The organism is Novosphingobium sp. G106, assembly GCF_019075875.1.
GTDB lineage: Bacteria > Pseudomonadota > Alphaproteobacteria > Sphingomonadales > Sphingomonadaceae > Novosphingobium.
Genome location: NZ_JAHOOZ010000001.1, coordinates 5037947 through 5051550, shown reverse-complemented (window position 1 = coordinate 5051550; position 13604 = coordinate 5037947). Strand labels below are relative to the sequence as shown.

The following is a 13604-nucleotide window of genomic DNA, read 5'->3' as shown; positions in this document are numbered from 1 at the left end:
CAATATAGTCCGTTCCGGATGAGTCTCTTACATCGGCAATAACGAATTATTTGAAATACCTCGCCAAACAACTCGGCCATGGACAGGCAACGTGATGAGAGGTATTCAATCTTAGGGCTACGCCTTTGGATTCCAGTGTGGCTTTTTGCTCTTTGCGGGGTCGCTCTCTTTCTAGCGACCGGTTTCCGCGTTACTTCGAATGATTGGTTAGAGCGTTTGGTAATTATAGTTATCGGCGGCTGCCTCGCAGCATTGCTAAAGAAGCAGCCGACCTACTGCGTCGCGATTGCCGGCACGGCATTTTTCCAGGGCATTGTTATCTCGACTGCCGCAATGATGGTAACCTACGCCGCCGCCACGTCCGGAAACGAGTTGGCCGATGAGGCGCTACTTCGGATGGACAGGGCACTGGGTTACGATTGGCAGGCTTACGCCTCCTTTATCTATTCGCACGAGACCCTAACCTCGCTCGTCCTGCCGAGCTACTGGTTGATCTTCCCGCAGCCGATCCTGATTATCTGCCTGCTGGCGGCGAAAGGGCGAGCCGACAAGCTCGAGAAGTTCATAATCGTATCGGCCCTCACCCTGTGCGTTACCGCGGCCATATTCTATTTCCTGCCCGCAACGCAGGCCTGGACGCATCTTGGCTATGGTGACGACCGGATCGCCATCTATCCGGATATGTCCCATTCGAGCCATGGCTGGGTTCAACAGTTTCTGAAGATTCACGGTGGGGGCGGAAGAGTAATGTCACACTTCACCGGCGGCGCGCTGATTGCCTTTCCCAGCTATCACTGCATCTCTGGCTTGATTTTCATTTGGGCGACTTGGCCGATTGCGGTCCTTCGGCCGACCTCCGTAATCTTCAACGGCCTCATGATCGCGGCGACACCGATCGTTGGCGGACATTACCTCGTGGATATCATCGGTGGGGCGCTCGTCGCTGCCGCCGTCATCGGCGTAACGGAGCGGTTCTACCCGCGTCTATGCAGGTTCGCGGGAGGTGATCAAAACCGTCCCGAAAGGCAGCGTCGTGGTGGGGAGAATGTCCCCAGCAATTAGCTGGTTTCACTCGGACACAGTGCGCAAGCGAAGGTCGGCTTGCACGGAACCGCGAGAAGCTGCCTGTCCGGACTCCCCAACAAAGCAGACCTTCACCCGCCCTCGACCTTCGCCTTCAGTGCCTCGTTCATCGCCTGCAGCCCCTTGTGCACTTTCTCGCCAACCACGCCCGCCAGCACATTGCCGAGCAGGCCGCTCATGATCTCGCCGTTCGAGACGGCGCAGCGTCCCTCGCCCAGCGGCGCGATGTCGATATAGCGGAAGGCCTTCACCAGCCCGCCGAGGTTTGAGATGGCATATTCGAGGCAGGCGCCGGGCTCGGCGGTCACCACCGTGGCGCGCGCGTTCTGCGGCTTCATGCCTTCGAGCTGGATCGTCATGTCGAGCGGCGTTCCGACCACGGCCTTGCCGCTCGCCTGGACATAGAGCGGGTTCCAGGCGCCCCAGTGGTCGAGATCGGCAATCACCGCCCAGACCGCCGCTGCCGGCGCCGCAATCTCGATCCTGTGCCCTACGCCGCTTTTCGCCGGTCGCTTCATGCTCGCCCTCCCCCAAATTCGCGCCGTTCCTAGCCTAACGCCACCCCGCGCCCAACAAAATGCTTGCCCCATCGCCGCGATGCGGGAATGCGCCAGCGCAGCCCTATGGACGAGTTCGACTACATCATCACCGGCGGCGGCAGCGCGGGCTGCGTGCTGGCCAACCGGCTGTCGGCCGATCCGCGTAATCGCGTGCTGCTGCTCGAGGCCGGCGGCAAGGACGACTACATCTGGATCCGCGTGCCGGTGGGCTATCTCTACTGCATCGGCAATCCGCGCACCGACTGGCTCTACCAGACCGAGGCCGAGGCAGGGCTTGGCGGCCGGAGCCTCAAGTATCCGCGCGGGCGCGTGCTCGGCGGTTCGTCGTCGATCAACGGCATGATCTACATGCGCGGCCAGAGCGCCGACTACGACGGCTGGCGCCAGGCGGGGAACCTCGGCTGGGGCTGGGACGATGTCCTGACCTATTTCACGCGCGCCGAGGACCATTATGCCGGAGCGAGCACCTTCCACGGCGCCGGCGGCGAGATCCGGGTCGAGAAGCAGCGGCTGCGCTGGGACATCCTCGAAGCCTTCCAGCGCGCGGCCGGCGAGTGGGGCCTGCCCGCGATCGACGATTTCAACCGCGGCGACAACGAAGGCTCGGCCTTCTTCGACGTGACCCAGCGCCGCGGCTGGCGCTGGAGCGCGTCCGACGCCTTCCTCAAGCCCGTCCGCAGCCGCGCCAACCTCAAGGTGGTGACCGGCGCGCTGGTCGACCGGGTGGTGATCGAGGATGGGCGCGCTGTTGGTGTCGCGTATCGGCTGGGCAACGCGAACCATGTCGCCGGCGCCCGCGGAGAAGTGCTGCTGGCAGCGGGCGCGATCGGCTCGCCGGCAGTGCTCGAACGCTCGGGGATCGGCGACGCGGCGAGGCTGGGCGCGCTCGGCATCGCACCGCTGGTCGATCGCCCCGAAGTCGGCGGCAACCTGCAGGATCACCTGCAACTGCGCTGCGCCTACAAGGTCAGCGGCGTCTCGACACTCAACCAGCGTGCCGCCAACCTGATCGGCAAGGGGCTGATCGGGCTGGAATACGTGCTGCGCCGCTCTGGCCCGATGGCGATGGCGCCGAGCCAGCTCGGCATGTTCGTAAAAAGCGACGGCCGCTACGCCACGGCCAATCTCGAATACCACGTCCAGCCGCTGAGCCTCGAGGCCTTCGGAGGCGGGCTCGACCCCTTCCCGGCTTTCACCGCCTCGGTCTGCAACCTGCGCCCCGAAAGCCGCGGCCGCACCGCGATCGCCTCGGCCGATCCCGCCGCCCCGCCCGCGATCCGGCCCAACTACCTCGCAGCCGAGGAAGACCGCCGCGTCGCCGCCCAGGCGATCCGCGTGACCCGCGCGATCGTCGGCCAGCCCGCCATGGCGCGCTACCATCCCGAGGAGGTCCGCCCGGGTCGGAGCTACGACAGCGAGGAAGACCTCCAGCGCGCCGCGGGCGAGATCGGCACGACGATCTTCCATCCCGTAGGCACGGCGGCGATGGGCAGCGTGGTCGACGCCGAGCTGCGCGTGCAAGGCGTCGACCGGCTCCGCGTGATCGACGCCTCGGTCATGCCGACGATCACCTCGGGCAACACCAATGCGCCGACGATGATGATTGCCGAAAAAGGCGCCGAGATGGTCTTGCAAGCGGCGCGCTGACGCCCAGATGGTGTCTCATTGGCTGCAGCCGGAAAAGGAGACGCTCATGGTCGAAGCCCGCTGGAACGGCGCGGTAATTGCGCGCAGCGACGATACGATAGTGGTTGAAGGCAATCACTATTTCCCGCCCGAAGCGGTCGACCAGGCCGTGTTGCGCCCCAGCGACACCCACACCACCTGCCCGTGGAAGGGCCTGGCGAGCTACTATTCGCTCGAAGTCGGCGGCCAGACCAACAAGGACGCCGCCTGGTATTACCCGGAAACCAAGCCGAAGGCCGACAACATCCGCGGCCGCATCGCCTTCTGGAAAGGCGTCGAAGTCGGCTAGGCGCCGAGCGCCCGCGCCGCCTCGACGACGCGCGCGGCATGGGCGCGGCCGCCCATCGCCTTGAGATCGCTCAGCCGCGGTACTTCCAGGCTGATTGGCATGTCGGCGGGCAGCACGGCGATAAGTTCGCGCAAGGGTAGCTCGCCCTCACCCGGTACTTGCCTCGCGAACATCGCATCCATGAAATAGCTGTCGCCCGGCGGCGTGTTCGGCGCATCGGCCAGCTGGACATAGCCCACCACGTCGGTCCCCGCTGCCTCCAGTTTCGCCAGCGTCCCCCCGGTGCGGAAGAAATGCATCGAATCGAGCAGCACCTTGGCCTTGTCGCGCCCGATGCCGCCCGTCACCTCCAGCGCCCGCTCGAACGAGTTGATCCCCTCGCTCGGGAAGAATTCGATCGTGAAGACCATGCCGCGCTCCGCCGCCATGCCGGCCAGCTTGCCGAGCTGGTCGGTGGCCATGGCCATGTCGTCTTCCATGCAGATCGCGTTGAGCCGTTCGGCGCCGAGCTCGGCGAAGATGTCCAGATCGGTGGCGAAATGGGACACGTCAGCGTCCGACTTGGCGCTGAAGCCCTCGGCCAGGCCGATCTTCACCCCGGTATCGCGCATCGCCGCCACCATCTCGCGCCGGAGCGACGGATCGTCGCGCAGCGACCACATCGGATAGGGCGCGAAGTCGGTGATCCCGAACATGGTCAGCGGCAGGCCCGACAGCCCGGTCGAGACCGAAACGCAGCCGAGTTCGCTCGCCAGTTTCACGTACTCCACCGGCGGCATGCCCAGCAGCGTGAGCATCTCGACACCCAGACGGTTCACTTCGCACCTCCGATCAGCGCCTTGACCGCGTCGGGGATCACCGGATTGCCGCGGTCGCCGCCGGCGAATTCGGCGATCTTGGCGCGGATGAAGGCATCGGGATTTTCCGCCCAGCGCTTGACGATATCGAAGGCGACCGGGTCCGACGGGATCAGGATCCTGCCGTCGCGCATCCCGTCGGAAAGCACCACGGCCACCTCTTCGGGCAGCATCAGGCTGGTCTCCTTGCCGGGACCGCGCATCGGGCAGTCCTCGGTCCACGAGGTCATCGAATCCATCACCCCGGTCATCACCGGCCCCGGCATCAGGCACGAGACGCGCACGCCCTGCGGCTCGCAATAGACCGCCAGGTTCTGGCTCATCGAGATCACCGCGGCCTTCGACGCCGCATAGGGCACGCGGCTCGCGGCATAAGGATAGAGCCCCGCGAAGGAGGCCGTGTTGACGATATGACCGCTGCCGCGTGCGAGGAACTTGGGCAGCAGCACCAGGCTCGCCCGCGCCGAGCCCAGATAGTTGAGCTCGACGATCCGCTGCCATTCCTTCATCGGAATGTCCTCGGGGTGGCCGTTGAGCATGCCGCCGACATTGTTCATCAGAATGTCGATCTCGCCCAGCGCAGCTTCGGCCGAGGCGACCGCCGCGGCGATCGAAGCTTCGTTCATGATGTTGGCGGCGATGCCCACCGCCTTGCCGCCCGCCGCGACGATCTCCTCGGCCGTGGCTTTGGCGGCGGCCTCATCGATGTCGGCAACCGCCAGCCGCGCCCCGCGCTTCGCCCATTCGAGCGAGACGCAGCGGCCGATGCCCTTGGCACCGCCGAAGATCAGCGCATTGGCGCCGGCGAAAGGGGCCTGGTGGGTCGATGTCATGATCTGCTCTCCCGGTTTTGGCGCAGTCTACTCTGCGGGAGGGCTCAGGCAATTAGGCGATGTGGACGAACCGTCGTGATCGGGCCAATCGATCAGCGCCCGAGCCGGGCCAGCGCGCGATGGCCGTAGGATTTCATCCGGTTATTCGCCGGATAGAGCCGCGGCGCCGCGGGACTCAACCCCACCCGCCGCAGCCGCCGGTTGAAACGGCAGGCATCTGCGTGGTGGAAGGACCATTCGCTGCGCCAGGTCAGCGACAGCGAGATCGACACCTCGTCGTGCGTCTGCACCCAGTGCGGCGCCAGGATCGGCACGTAGATCGCCTCGCCCGGCCCGATCGAGATCGCGCGGGCGCGCGCCTGCCATTCGTCGCACCAGGGCAGGTTGCGCGGGCCGCCGGCGAAATAGGCTTCGAAAAATTCGGGCGTGACGATGTCGGGATCGGCGGTCGGGAACAGCGTCATCGTCTTCGATCCGCGCGCCTGGAACAGGATGTTGTATTCGGGATCGAAATGCAGCGGCGTCACGGCGCGCGGGGACGAGATGAAGATGAAGCCCTCGAACCGCATCATGGCTCCGGTGCGCCGGGCGACGATCGGGGCGATCTCACCCAGCACGCCGTGCATCAGGTCACGGTAGGCCGGATCCTGCTCGATGTATTTGAGCAGCACCCAGGAACCGCATTCCTCGATCCGGTCGATCGTCTCGTGCACCGACAGCCCGTTCTGCGGTGTCTCGGCATTGCTGATGCCCAGCGGCAGGTCGACCGCAGCGTTGTGCTCGAGCGTGTCGGGTCGCATCCGCGCGGCCAGCTTCTTGAGCGCTTCGAGCCCCAGCAGCGGGTGTTCGGCGATCCGGTGCGTCAGGAAGCTCGCGACGAGCGGATAGACGCCCTCCAGGGTCGCCAGCGATTCCTGCAGGAAGGCCGCCTCGAACATGCTCCCGGCCTTAGCGCGGGAGCGGTAAAAGAACCCTTAGGCCTCGGTGAAGCGGCGCGCAAAACCGGCCTCGCGCGCCGCAATCTGGTCGCGCCGGCCCGCCGCATCGATACGCTTGACCCCGTCAGGCAATTCCTTGTCGAGCGCATCGAACTTTACCTGACGCACCTCCATCCACGGGTCCTCGTTCGCCTCCCCGCGCTCGAACGCCTGCCAGCGCTGGCCGAAGATCACACGCCGCAGCCCGCCGGTGTCGAGCCAGTTGTGCACGCCCGGATCGCGGTGGGCGACCACGAAAGTGAACTTGCCGTCCTCGTCCGCCGCCATCTGCCGCGCATTGAAGCTCGACGTGCGTTTCCAGTATTCGATCGACATATGAAAGGCATCGGTCAGGGTCAGGTTGCGGAACTGCGCGCCCGCCGCATTCGAGCGGACGATCAGCGCGTCGCCCTCGCCCAGGTCGAGATTGCCCTTGGTCCCGGCCTGCGTCGCCATGCCGCCGAAGGCCGCCGAGGACATCGGCGGGCGGATTGCGTTGGGCGGCTGACCCGCGCCCGACTGCGTGCAGTAGTAGGTGTAGTAGACGTTATCGAGTGCGATCCGGGCGCAGTGCCGCGCCATATCGTCCTCGCGCATCGGCCCGCCGGAAGGGTCGAGCCGGGTGACGGTGAGGTCATTGGCCGACTGCGCCAGCCAGTCGCTCAGCGCATCGCGGACCATGATGAAATCGGCGCCGGGCTTGGTCTGGATATGGTTGCGCCGCCCCTCGGCGGGCGTGCCGTCGATGGTGATCGTGAAGCTGCCATCGCCCTCGAATTCCATGTCGAGGCTGTCGAGCAGGGTCTGCGTCACCGGCGAGGCGGTGTTGTCGGCCATCAGCGAATAGTTGACCGTCGGCGCCTCGGCGCAGGTAGGCCTGCCCTTGATCTCATAGCGGCCGCCGTGGGCGACCGGGATCGTGCGGTAGACGAAGTCCGGGCTGTCGCCGCCCCAGCGCGATCCGGGCACGTCGCGGCCGAACCAGCGATGCGGCGGCACCATGAAGCGCACGGCCTCCGGGTTGTTCGGATCGCCGTTCGCCGCGCGGAAGGCGTGGTGGAACATGTACTCGTCGATCATGTTGTCGAACCGGTCGGCCTGGTCGCGCGCAGGCCAGCCGGCGACGTTCTTCCAGAGCAGGGTGACCACGCCGCGCACGCGCTTCAGATCGTCGCGCTGGAGCAGCGCCATCGCGCGATCCTCGATCCGGCGCTGGGCTTCGGTGAATAGGGGATTCGTGGACATCACCTGATCTTTCAATCGAGGCCGAAATAGCGGCTGTAATCGGCGAACAGCTCTTCCGCCCAGTCGCGGTCGAGCCCGAAAGCCTCGTAACTGTAGGGATAGCGGCCATAGCGGTCGACGGCATTTTCGGGATTGGCGAGCCAGTCCTTCATCGCTGCCTCAAAAGCCGGGCTGACCTCCTCGCCGAGCCGCGCATAGACCTTGCGCACCACGCCGAGCGGATCGGCGGCCAATTCACGGAACGGCAGGTGGAGAATGCGCGGATCGCGGATCATGTCGCTGGCGATCAGCCGGTCGAACGCCCCCTTTCATGCCCTCGGCGATCTGCTGCGACCGGCTGCGCAAATCGTTGGGCTGCCCGCGGATCGTGTCGTAGACCGCCGCGCGCAGCGCGACGTTGGAGGCATAGATCTCTGCGATGGGTCGGTGCGCCCAGACGCAGAGTGCATCGGGATAGGCTTCGAACAGCTCGGGCAAGCGCATCTGAGCGCCGGGCTCCTTGCATATCCAGCGCGTCTTGCCGGTGTTCCACTGCAGGTGCTGGAGAAGCTGGCGGTGGAAGCGATAGGAATCCTGCGGATCGCCCGACAGCACATCGGCCGGTTCCAGCGTCGGCACGCGGAAGTAGTAGAACGGATAGGCGTTCTGGAAATCGAGCGAATAGGCTTCCTCGTTCTCGCAGAGCTGGAACGCACCCTTATCGATATAGGGATGCATCGGCCGCTGCGCCGGGCAGAAGTCCATCCATTCCTCGATCCGCCGCTGCGCCTCGGCAATGCGCTGCCCTGCGACCGGTCCTGCCCCGGGCGGCGGCGAGGGTGACAGGAGGTGCCAGGACTGGATCTTGAGCGCTTCGGGATCCTCAGCCAGCAGCGAATGCAGCAGCGTCGTGCCCGATCGCGGGAAGCCGACGATGAACACCGGCCTTTCGATCCTCTCTTCGGCGATCGCGGGATAGCGCTGCAGGTCGGCCAGCATCTTGAGCCGGCCCGACAGCATCCGCACGACCTGCGGGCGCATCGCGTCGACCTGATACCCTTCGTAGGGACCGCGCGCGTTGAACCGCTCGACCATTTCCTTCACACGCGCGACCAGGCCGGCATCCGCAAGGCCATAGGCCCCGCTCTCACGCTCCGCGAGTTGCAGGATGTCATCGAACGCCAGCAGGCGCTGCGGTTGTCCGCTCATGCCTCTCCCCTTTTTTCGTTGCGCGAAGAGGACAACAGGGCGGCCGCACCGGCAAGTGGATTTTTCATGACCGCCGCGGCAAGCTGGCGACCAAGGAGCACGGCATGGCGACTGCGGAAGCGATCATAGAGAAGCTCGGCCTCGCGCCGCACCCCGAAGGCGGCTGGTACCGCGAGACATGGCGGGCCGATGCGCCGCCGGGCGAACGGCCGAGCGGGACGGCGATCCACTTCCTGCTCGAAGCGCACCAGCGTTCGCACTGGCACAGGGTCGATGCCGCCGAGATCTGGCTGTGGCACGCCGGCGAACCGCTGAAGCTGTCGATCGCGGCGGACAAGAGCGGACCGATCCGCCGGATCACCCTGGGCCCGGATGTGCTGGGCGGCCAAGTACCGCAGGCGCTGGTTCCGCCGGCCATTGGCAAGCGGCCGAGCCGCAGAGCGGGTGGACGCTGGTAAGCTGCATCGTCTCGCCGGGCTTCGACTTCGCCGGCTTCGAACTGGCCCCGGAAAACTGGGAACCGCTAGGCTAGACAACCGCCCGCTCTGCCGTCAGTTTCGCACCTGCAGCATTGGGGGCACGCACAATAGCCGATCGCTGGACCAGGGCCGAACAAGTGGCGGACGGCGTCTTCGGATCGCCGCTGCTCAACCTCGCGCGGACGTTGGCCTTCGTCGGCGCGGTCTTTGTCCTGGCCTCGGCCGGCTATGTCGCGTCGGGATGGACCCTGGCCGACGCGACCTACATGGTCACGCTGACGATCTTCTCGGTCGGCTATGGCGAGGTCCATCCGATCGACACGGCCTGGCTTCGCACCTTGACGATGAGCACGATGGTGCTCGGCTGCACCGGCATGATCGTGCTCACCGGTGCGCTGATCCAGGTCTTCGCGCACTACCAGCTCCGCAGTCTCTTGGGGATCGACCGCATGCAATCGCAGATCGAACGGCTTTCGGGCCACGCCATCATCTGCGGCTATGGCCGCATCGGCGAACAGCTCGGCAAGGAGCTCTCGGCCGCACGCCAGGGCTTCGTCATCCTCGAACGCAACCCCGCCAAGCTCGCCGAGGCGCAGGCGCTGGGCTATCTCTGCCTCGCCGGCGACGCGACCGACGAGGCTTCGCTCAAGGCGGCCGGGATCGAGCGAGCGCGGGTGCTGGCAACGGTGCTGCCCGATGACGCGCTCAACGTCTTCATCACGCTGTCGGCCCGCAGCCTCAATCCGCGGCTCGAAATCATCGCCCGCGGCGAGATACCTACGACCGAAAGCAAGCTGATCCACGCCGGCGCCGACAAGGTCGTCCTGCCCACCCACATCGGTGCAGAGCGCATCGCCGAGATGATCCTCTATCCCACCACCGCGCGTTTTATGGGCGAGAGCCAGCCCATGCGTGACCTCAAGCGGGGCCTCCATGAGTTCGGGCTGGAGATCGAGGCGGTAACCGTGCCCGCGGACAGCGCGCTCGCCGGCGAGACGGTGGGCGAGGCCGAGCGCCGCGGCGGCGGCGCCTTCTTCATCGTCCAGATCGACCGCCCCGACGGGCCGAGCTTCCTCCATCCCGGCGAAGGCGTGTGGATCGAGGCCGGCGATACCGTGGTCCTCGTCGTGCGCAGCACCAAGGTCGCCGCGGGCGCGATCTTCGCCGCGCCGAAGAAGCCGATAAAAGTCGGCCGGACCTGGACCTGATCAGGCGTCGGCGAGCAGCCGGTCTACCGCCGCGCCGAAGTCCTGCCGCAGCCAGAACTTCAGGAACACGGTGTAGATGTGCACCGAGTTGCGCGCCGGGTCGATCGCCATGATCCGCTCATCATCGGGCTGCATGTCGACGATCTCGGGCAGGCGAAACAGGATCACTTCGGGGAACAGCAGCACGCGCGAGACCGCCATCGTCGCCATGTGCAAGGTCAAGTGCAGCTCCAGCGCTTCCTTGGTCACCCGCGGCCCGCCGTGGGCGTGATATTCGTCGACGAAGAGCTGGAGCAGGTCGTCGATGTGCTTGTCCCAGATGTCGTAGTGCGCCGCGCTCAGCCCGCCCCAGAGGATCGAGCCGAACGTGATCTGGCCGACGCGCCCCCAGTCGATCAGGCCGCTGTGGAGATCCCCGCTCGCGTCCCGCCAGAAGAAGCAGTTGTCGATGTGCGCGTTCCAGTGACACAGCGCGATCAGATCGCGATTGCCGGTTAGATAGCGCTGAAGCGTCGCCTCGTTCTCGAGCACGACGTTGGCGGTGCGCTCCATCTCGGCAAGGAATTCGGGCGTGCTCGCCTCGGCCGGCACGAGCTGCGGCGCTCGCCTGGCGAAATCGATCGCTATGTCCAGCGCCTTGCGCAGCCCGTCCGCATCATAGCGGATCGGATCGGCCGAACCGGTCTTGGCATCGAACGGAAACACCTCGTCGATATGCGATGACAGGCTGCCGGACTTGTGCGCGGCGCAGAGCCGCGCCAGCGAGGAGACGACCTGGCGGTAATAGGGCAGCGGATCGTCCATCGTCAGATGGTCGAGGCACTTGACCCGGTGCGGTTCGATCCCGTTCTCGCCATAGGCGACGCGCTCGGTGACGACGAGGCCAGTGCCGGTCTTCGCGTCGAAGTCGGCGAAATAGGCCTCGGGCACCGCGATCGGGAAACCCGGCTGGCGGGTGAGCGCGAGAAACGGCACTTCGGACTGCATTTCCCAGCGCTGCCAGTCGCGCCGCTTGTCGGTGAAGTCGCGCGAGAACTTGACGAAGAGCTCGGTATGCAGCTTCGGATCGGGCCGCTCGTACGCGACCGTCATGAACAGCTTGGCCCCGGTGCTGCCGCCCGGGCAGTGTTCGAGATTGGTGACGCGCGAGACGGCATTGTCCGCGCCGAGTGATCCGAAGGCGCGGAAAGCGCGGGTCAGGAATTCAGGTCCGGCCTCGCGAAAGGCCTCGACATGGGCGGGTATGTCGAGCCCGGTGTGGTCGCCGCGGAACTGATCGATTAGGGTAGGAAGCTGCTGAGTCATCGCCCGGGGCAATGACATCTCGATCAGGGATACGCCAGCCCCGGCGGCATCGACGCCGATCACCTATCGTCGATAGGCAAGTATCCTGGCCGGAAGGTCAGGGCGCAGCGGCGGACGTCCCGGGGGGGAACGGCGGCCAGAACCAGGTCGAGTTCATAGGCCGCTTCACCGAGGAGTCCGCGGAGCGCCATACGGCTGAAATGGACCTGCGCGCCCGGCGTAGCCGGCAGGCAGCCGCCGAGAACATCGTTCAACGGCGCCCATGCCTCCTTCTCCGCCGGGCTCATCGGCTCGAGCGCGAGCAGGTTGCGGACCTCCCCGGACGATGCCGGAACACGCATTCCGCAAAGCTCAGCAAGATGGCACGATCTCGCTGGTCCGACGTGCTCGCAGTGGTAATGGCGATATTTCCGAAGCGCTGCGGCGCCGAGGCATAGTCGGGCAAGGGCTGCTTGTCGTGGCGCGCGACAAACGCCGCGGAAGCCAGCGCGCTGCGAAACAGCGTCGGCTGCATCTTCAGTTCGTCACCGTCCAGCAGCGTGCAGGAATCGTTGCGAACCGCAAGCTGGGTAGCGGCCTTCACCTCCTTTTCGGTCCAATAGACCGACCGGAGCAGTTGGGCCGATGCCTGGGGCTCGCGGCGCAGCACGCATTGGGTGAAGCGCCAGAACACCTGATCGGCGGTCTTCCGGCTCGCGAGTGGTGCCTCCTCGATCTTTGCCATCGCCGGCGACGTTCCGATCAGCGCCAGGCCGCCCATGATCCCATACAATGCCGATCGCCCGGCACGCCGGGTCTTTTGTCCGTGCATCGTTACCCCCCGTTTTTCTCCGGTTCTCAGCCTATCACCGGGAATCGCGCATCGTCGAGTTCCTGGCGCAGCTCCATGCCCTCGGTCGAATAGGCTTCGGGCGGGGCGCCGCTCCAGCGCGCGTCCGATGGATTGGCAGTGACGATATAGGCCCAGCGCGGGCCATCGGTGCGGTTCTCGCCCGCACCGTGGACCGTCATCACCGAATGCACGGTGGCATCGCCCGCGGCATAGGACATCGGTTCCGATAGCCGCGCTGGATCGCGCAATTCGGGGAAATCGTCGAAGATGTCCTCGCCCTCGGCATAGGTGCGATAGTGGCCGAGCACGCCCTCGCGGTGCGAGCCGCTGAGGAACGACATCGTGCCGCTTTCGGGCGCGAGATCGGCCAATGCGATCCAGAAGGTCATTCCGCCCGACCGGTCGAGCGCCCAGTTGGTGAAGTCCTGGTGGAAATAGGTCGCGCCGGCGCCCGGATGCTCGGTCTCGCGCGATACCGGCAGCTTCACCGCGAAGAAGTCCCCGAAATAGCGCGCCTCGATCCGCGGGCTGCGCTGCATCAGCGCCTTGGCGTTGCGCCCCATGCCGTTCAGCAGCGGGCGTAGCTGCGAATTGGCAGGGCCGCCGGTGACTTCGGGGTTGAAGAACGGCTGTTTCATCGGGCTGACAGCATTGCCTTTGCCGTCGCTGCCCATACGTTCCTGCGCCATGGCGAGCAGCTCTGCCACGGTGGTCCGCGGCACGAAGCCCGGCAGCTTGGCCCAGCCGCGCTCGGTATAATGTGCAATCTCGTCCGCGGTAACGGCGCGGCAGGTCAGTTCGTCCGGTGCGGCCATGTTTGCTCTCCCGAACCGAAATTCCGCCGCGAGCACGGTGCGGTCAAGCGCGGAAACTGGAACGCTCGGGCTTCTTGTGGCGTTGCCTCGGCATGATCCGCAAGCTCAAGTCCGGCGAGTACCGGCTCTACTCGCGCAAGAAAGAGTCCGACACCGGCAAGCGCCGCAACCTCGGCACCTTCGACAGCCGCGAAGCCGCCGAGAAGCACGAACGTGAGGTGCAATACTTCAAACGGCACTGAGGGAT

16 protein-coding genes and 1 pseudogene are annotated in these 13604 nt (G+C 65.7%); 6 read left to right on the top strand and 11 right to left on the bottom strand.

All coding sequences use genetic code 11. The features are described from left to right. The first annotated feature begins 135 nt into the window (after positions 1–135). Positions 136–1062 (top strand): phosphatase PAP2 family protein, encoded by a 927-nt coding sequence (locus KRR38_RS24495; protein WP_217405267.1) that lies wholly within the window; start codon positions 136–138, stop codon positions 1060–1062. Between the two features lie 92 nt (positions 1063–1154). Here KRR38_RS24495 and KRR38_RS24490 read toward each other — a convergent pair whose 3' ends face one another. Next, positions 1155–1601, bottom strand: coding sequence for an SRPBCC domain-containing protein (locus KRR38_RS24490; protein ID WP_217406059.1), 447 nt, complete (start codon positions 1599–1601; stop codon positions 1155–1157). A 105-nt stretch (positions 1602–1706) separates the two neighbouring features. On the opposite strand from KRR38_RS24490, the gene KRR38_RS24485 reads away from it, so the two are divergent. After that, entirely contained in the window at positions 1707–3290 is a 1584-nt protein-coding gene (locus tag KRR38_RS24485) for a GMC family oxidoreductase (protein ID WP_217407447.1), read from the top strand. Between the two features lie 46 nt (positions 3291–3336). After that, positions 3337–3618, top strand: a complete 282-nt coding sequence (locus tag KRR38_RS24480) for a DUF427 domain-containing protein (RefSeq protein ID WP_217406058.1) — start codon at positions 3337–3339, stop codon at positions 3616–3618. On the opposite strand, the gene KRR38_RS24475 is transcribed toward KRR38_RS24480, so the two are convergent. The 6 genes from KRR38_RS24475 to KRR38_RS24450 form a co-directional block, all read right to left on the bottom strand. Further along, positions 3615–4436: a sugar phosphate isomerase/epimerase gene (locus KRR38_RS24475; RefSeq protein WP_217406057.1), complete on the bottom strand. Its 822-nt coding sequence runs from the start codon at positions 4434–4436 to the stop codon at positions 3615–3617. The genes KRR38_RS24480 and KRR38_RS24475 overlap by 4 nt on opposite strands. Beyond that, positions 4433–5308, bottom strand: coding sequence for an SDR family oxidoreductase (locus tag KRR38_RS24470; RefSeq protein ID WP_217406056.1), 876 nt, complete (start codon positions 5306–5308; stop codon positions 4433–4435). The genes KRR38_RS24475 and KRR38_RS24470 overlap by 4 nt, the downstream gene beginning before the upstream one ends. Before the next feature lie 92 nt (positions 5309–5400). Further along, a complete protein-coding gene (locus tag KRR38_RS24465; RefSeq protein WP_217406055.1) occupies positions 5401–6246 on the bottom strand; it encodes a cupin-like domain-containing protein in 846 nt (281 codons plus the stop codon). A 36-nt stretch (positions 6247–6282) separates the two neighbouring features. Further along, entirely contained in the window at positions 6283–7530 is a 1248-nt protein-coding gene (locus tag KRR38_RS24460) for a DUF1214 domain-containing protein (protein WP_217406054.1), read from the bottom strand. An 11-nt stretch (positions 7531–7541) separates the two neighbouring features. After that, positions 7542–7805 (bottom strand): hypothetical protein, encoded by a 264-nt coding sequence (locus KRR38_RS24455; RefSeq protein WP_217406053.1) that lies wholly within the window; start codon positions 7803–7805, stop codon positions 7542–7544. After that, on the bottom strand, positions 7765–8718 hold the full coding sequence (locus KRR38_RS24450) for a sulfotransferase (protein WP_217406052.1): 954 nt from the start codon (positions 8716–8718) through the stop codon (positions 7765–7767). Before KRR38_RS24450 ends, KRR38_RS24455 begins: the two co-directional genes overlap by 41 nt. 104 nt (positions 8719–8822) lie before the next feature. On the opposite strand from KRR38_RS24450, the pseudogene KRR38_RS24445 reads away from it, so the two are divergent. Together KRR38_RS24445 and KRR38_RS24440 are read left to right on the top strand one after the other, a co-directional pair. Beyond that, positions 8823–9250 (top strand): annotated as a pseudogene (locus KRR38_RS24445) (cupin domain-containing protein). 84 nt (positions 9251–9334) lie between these two features. Beyond that, on the top strand, positions 9335–10405 hold the full coding sequence (locus KRR38_RS24440; RefSeq protein WP_309141132.1) for an NAD-binding protein: 1071 nt from the start codon (positions 9335–9337) through the stop codon (positions 10403–10405). On the opposite strand, the gene KRR38_RS24435 is transcribed toward KRR38_RS24440, so the two are convergent. The 4 genes from KRR38_RS24435 to KRR38_RS24420 form a co-directional block, all read right to left on the bottom strand. Next, positions 10406–11773, bottom strand: coding sequence for a hypothetical protein (locus tag KRR38_RS24435; RefSeq protein ID WP_217406051.1), 1368 nt, complete (start codon positions 11771–11773; stop codon positions 10406–10408). After that, on the bottom strand, positions 11770–11964 hold the full coding sequence (locus KRR38_RS24430) for a hypothetical protein (RefSeq protein ID WP_217406050.1): 195 nt from the start codon (positions 11962–11964) through the stop codon (positions 11770–11772). Before KRR38_RS24430 ends, KRR38_RS24435 begins: the two co-directional genes overlap by 4 nt. Before the next feature lie 29 nt (positions 11965–11993). Next, positions 11994–12470, bottom strand: a complete 477-nt coding sequence (locus KRR38_RS24425) for a hypothetical protein (RefSeq protein WP_217406049.1) — start codon at positions 12468–12470, stop codon at positions 11994–11996. 77 nt (positions 12471–12547) lie between these two features. Continuing rightward, complete coding sequence (locus KRR38_RS24420) at positions 12548–13357, bottom strand: phytanoyl-CoA dioxygenase family protein (RefSeq protein ID WP_217406048.1); 810 nt, start codon at positions 13355–13357, stop codon at positions 12548–12550. A 92-nt stretch (positions 13358–13449) separates the two neighbouring features. Between KRR38_RS24420 and KRR38_RS24415 the strand changes: the two genes are divergently transcribed. Beyond that, positions 13450–13599: a hypothetical protein gene (locus tag KRR38_RS24415; protein ID WP_217406047.1), complete on the top strand. Its 150-nt coding sequence runs from the start codon at positions 13450–13452 to the stop codon at positions 13597–13599. The last annotated feature ends 5 nt before the right edge of the window (positions 13600–13604 follow it).

Coding starts and splice junctions, on each gene's coding strand:
- KRR38_RS24420 (WP_217406048.1), bottom strand. CDS start 13,357: ATGGCCGCACCGGACGAACTGACCTGCCGCGCCGTTACCGCGGACGAG.
- KRR38_RS24490 (WP_217406059.1), bottom strand. CDS start 1,601: ATGAAGCGACCGGCGAAAAGCGGCGTAGGGCACAGGATCGAGATTGCG.
- KRR38_RS24470 (WP_217406056.1), bottom strand. CDS start 5,308: ATGACATCGACCCACCAGGCCCCTTTCGCCGGCGCCAATGCGCTGATC.
- KRR38_RS24485 (WP_217407447.1), top strand. CDS start 1,707: ATGGACGAGTTCGACTACATCATCACCGGCGGCGGCAGCGCGGGCTGC.
- KRR38_RS24425 (WP_217406049.1), bottom strand. CDS start 12,470: ATGGGCGGCCTGGCGCTGATCGGAACGTCGCCGGCGATGGCAAAGATC.
- KRR38_RS24455 (WP_217406053.1), bottom strand. CDS start 7,805: ATGATCCGCGATCCGCGCATTCTCCACCTGCCGTTCCGTGAATTGGCC.
- KRR38_RS24450 (WP_217406052.1), bottom strand. CDS start 8,718: ATGAGCGGACAACCGCAGCGCCTGCTGGCGTTCGATGACATCCTGCAA.
- KRR38_RS24465 (WP_217406055.1), bottom strand. CDS start 6,246: ATGTTCGAGGCGGCCTTCCTGCAGGAATCGCTGGCGACCCTGGAGGGC.
- KRR38_RS24480 (WP_217406058.1), top strand. CDS start 3,337: ATGGTCGAAGCCCGCTGGAACGGCGCGGTAATTGCGCGCAGCGACGAT.
- KRR38_RS24460 (WP_217406054.1), bottom strand. CDS start 7,530: ATGTCCACGAATCCCCTATTCACCGAAGCCCAGCGCCGGATCGAGGAT.
- KRR38_RS24415 (WP_217406047.1), top strand. CDS start 13,450: ATGATCCGCAAGCTCAAGTCCGGCGAGTACCGGCTCTACTCGCGCAAG.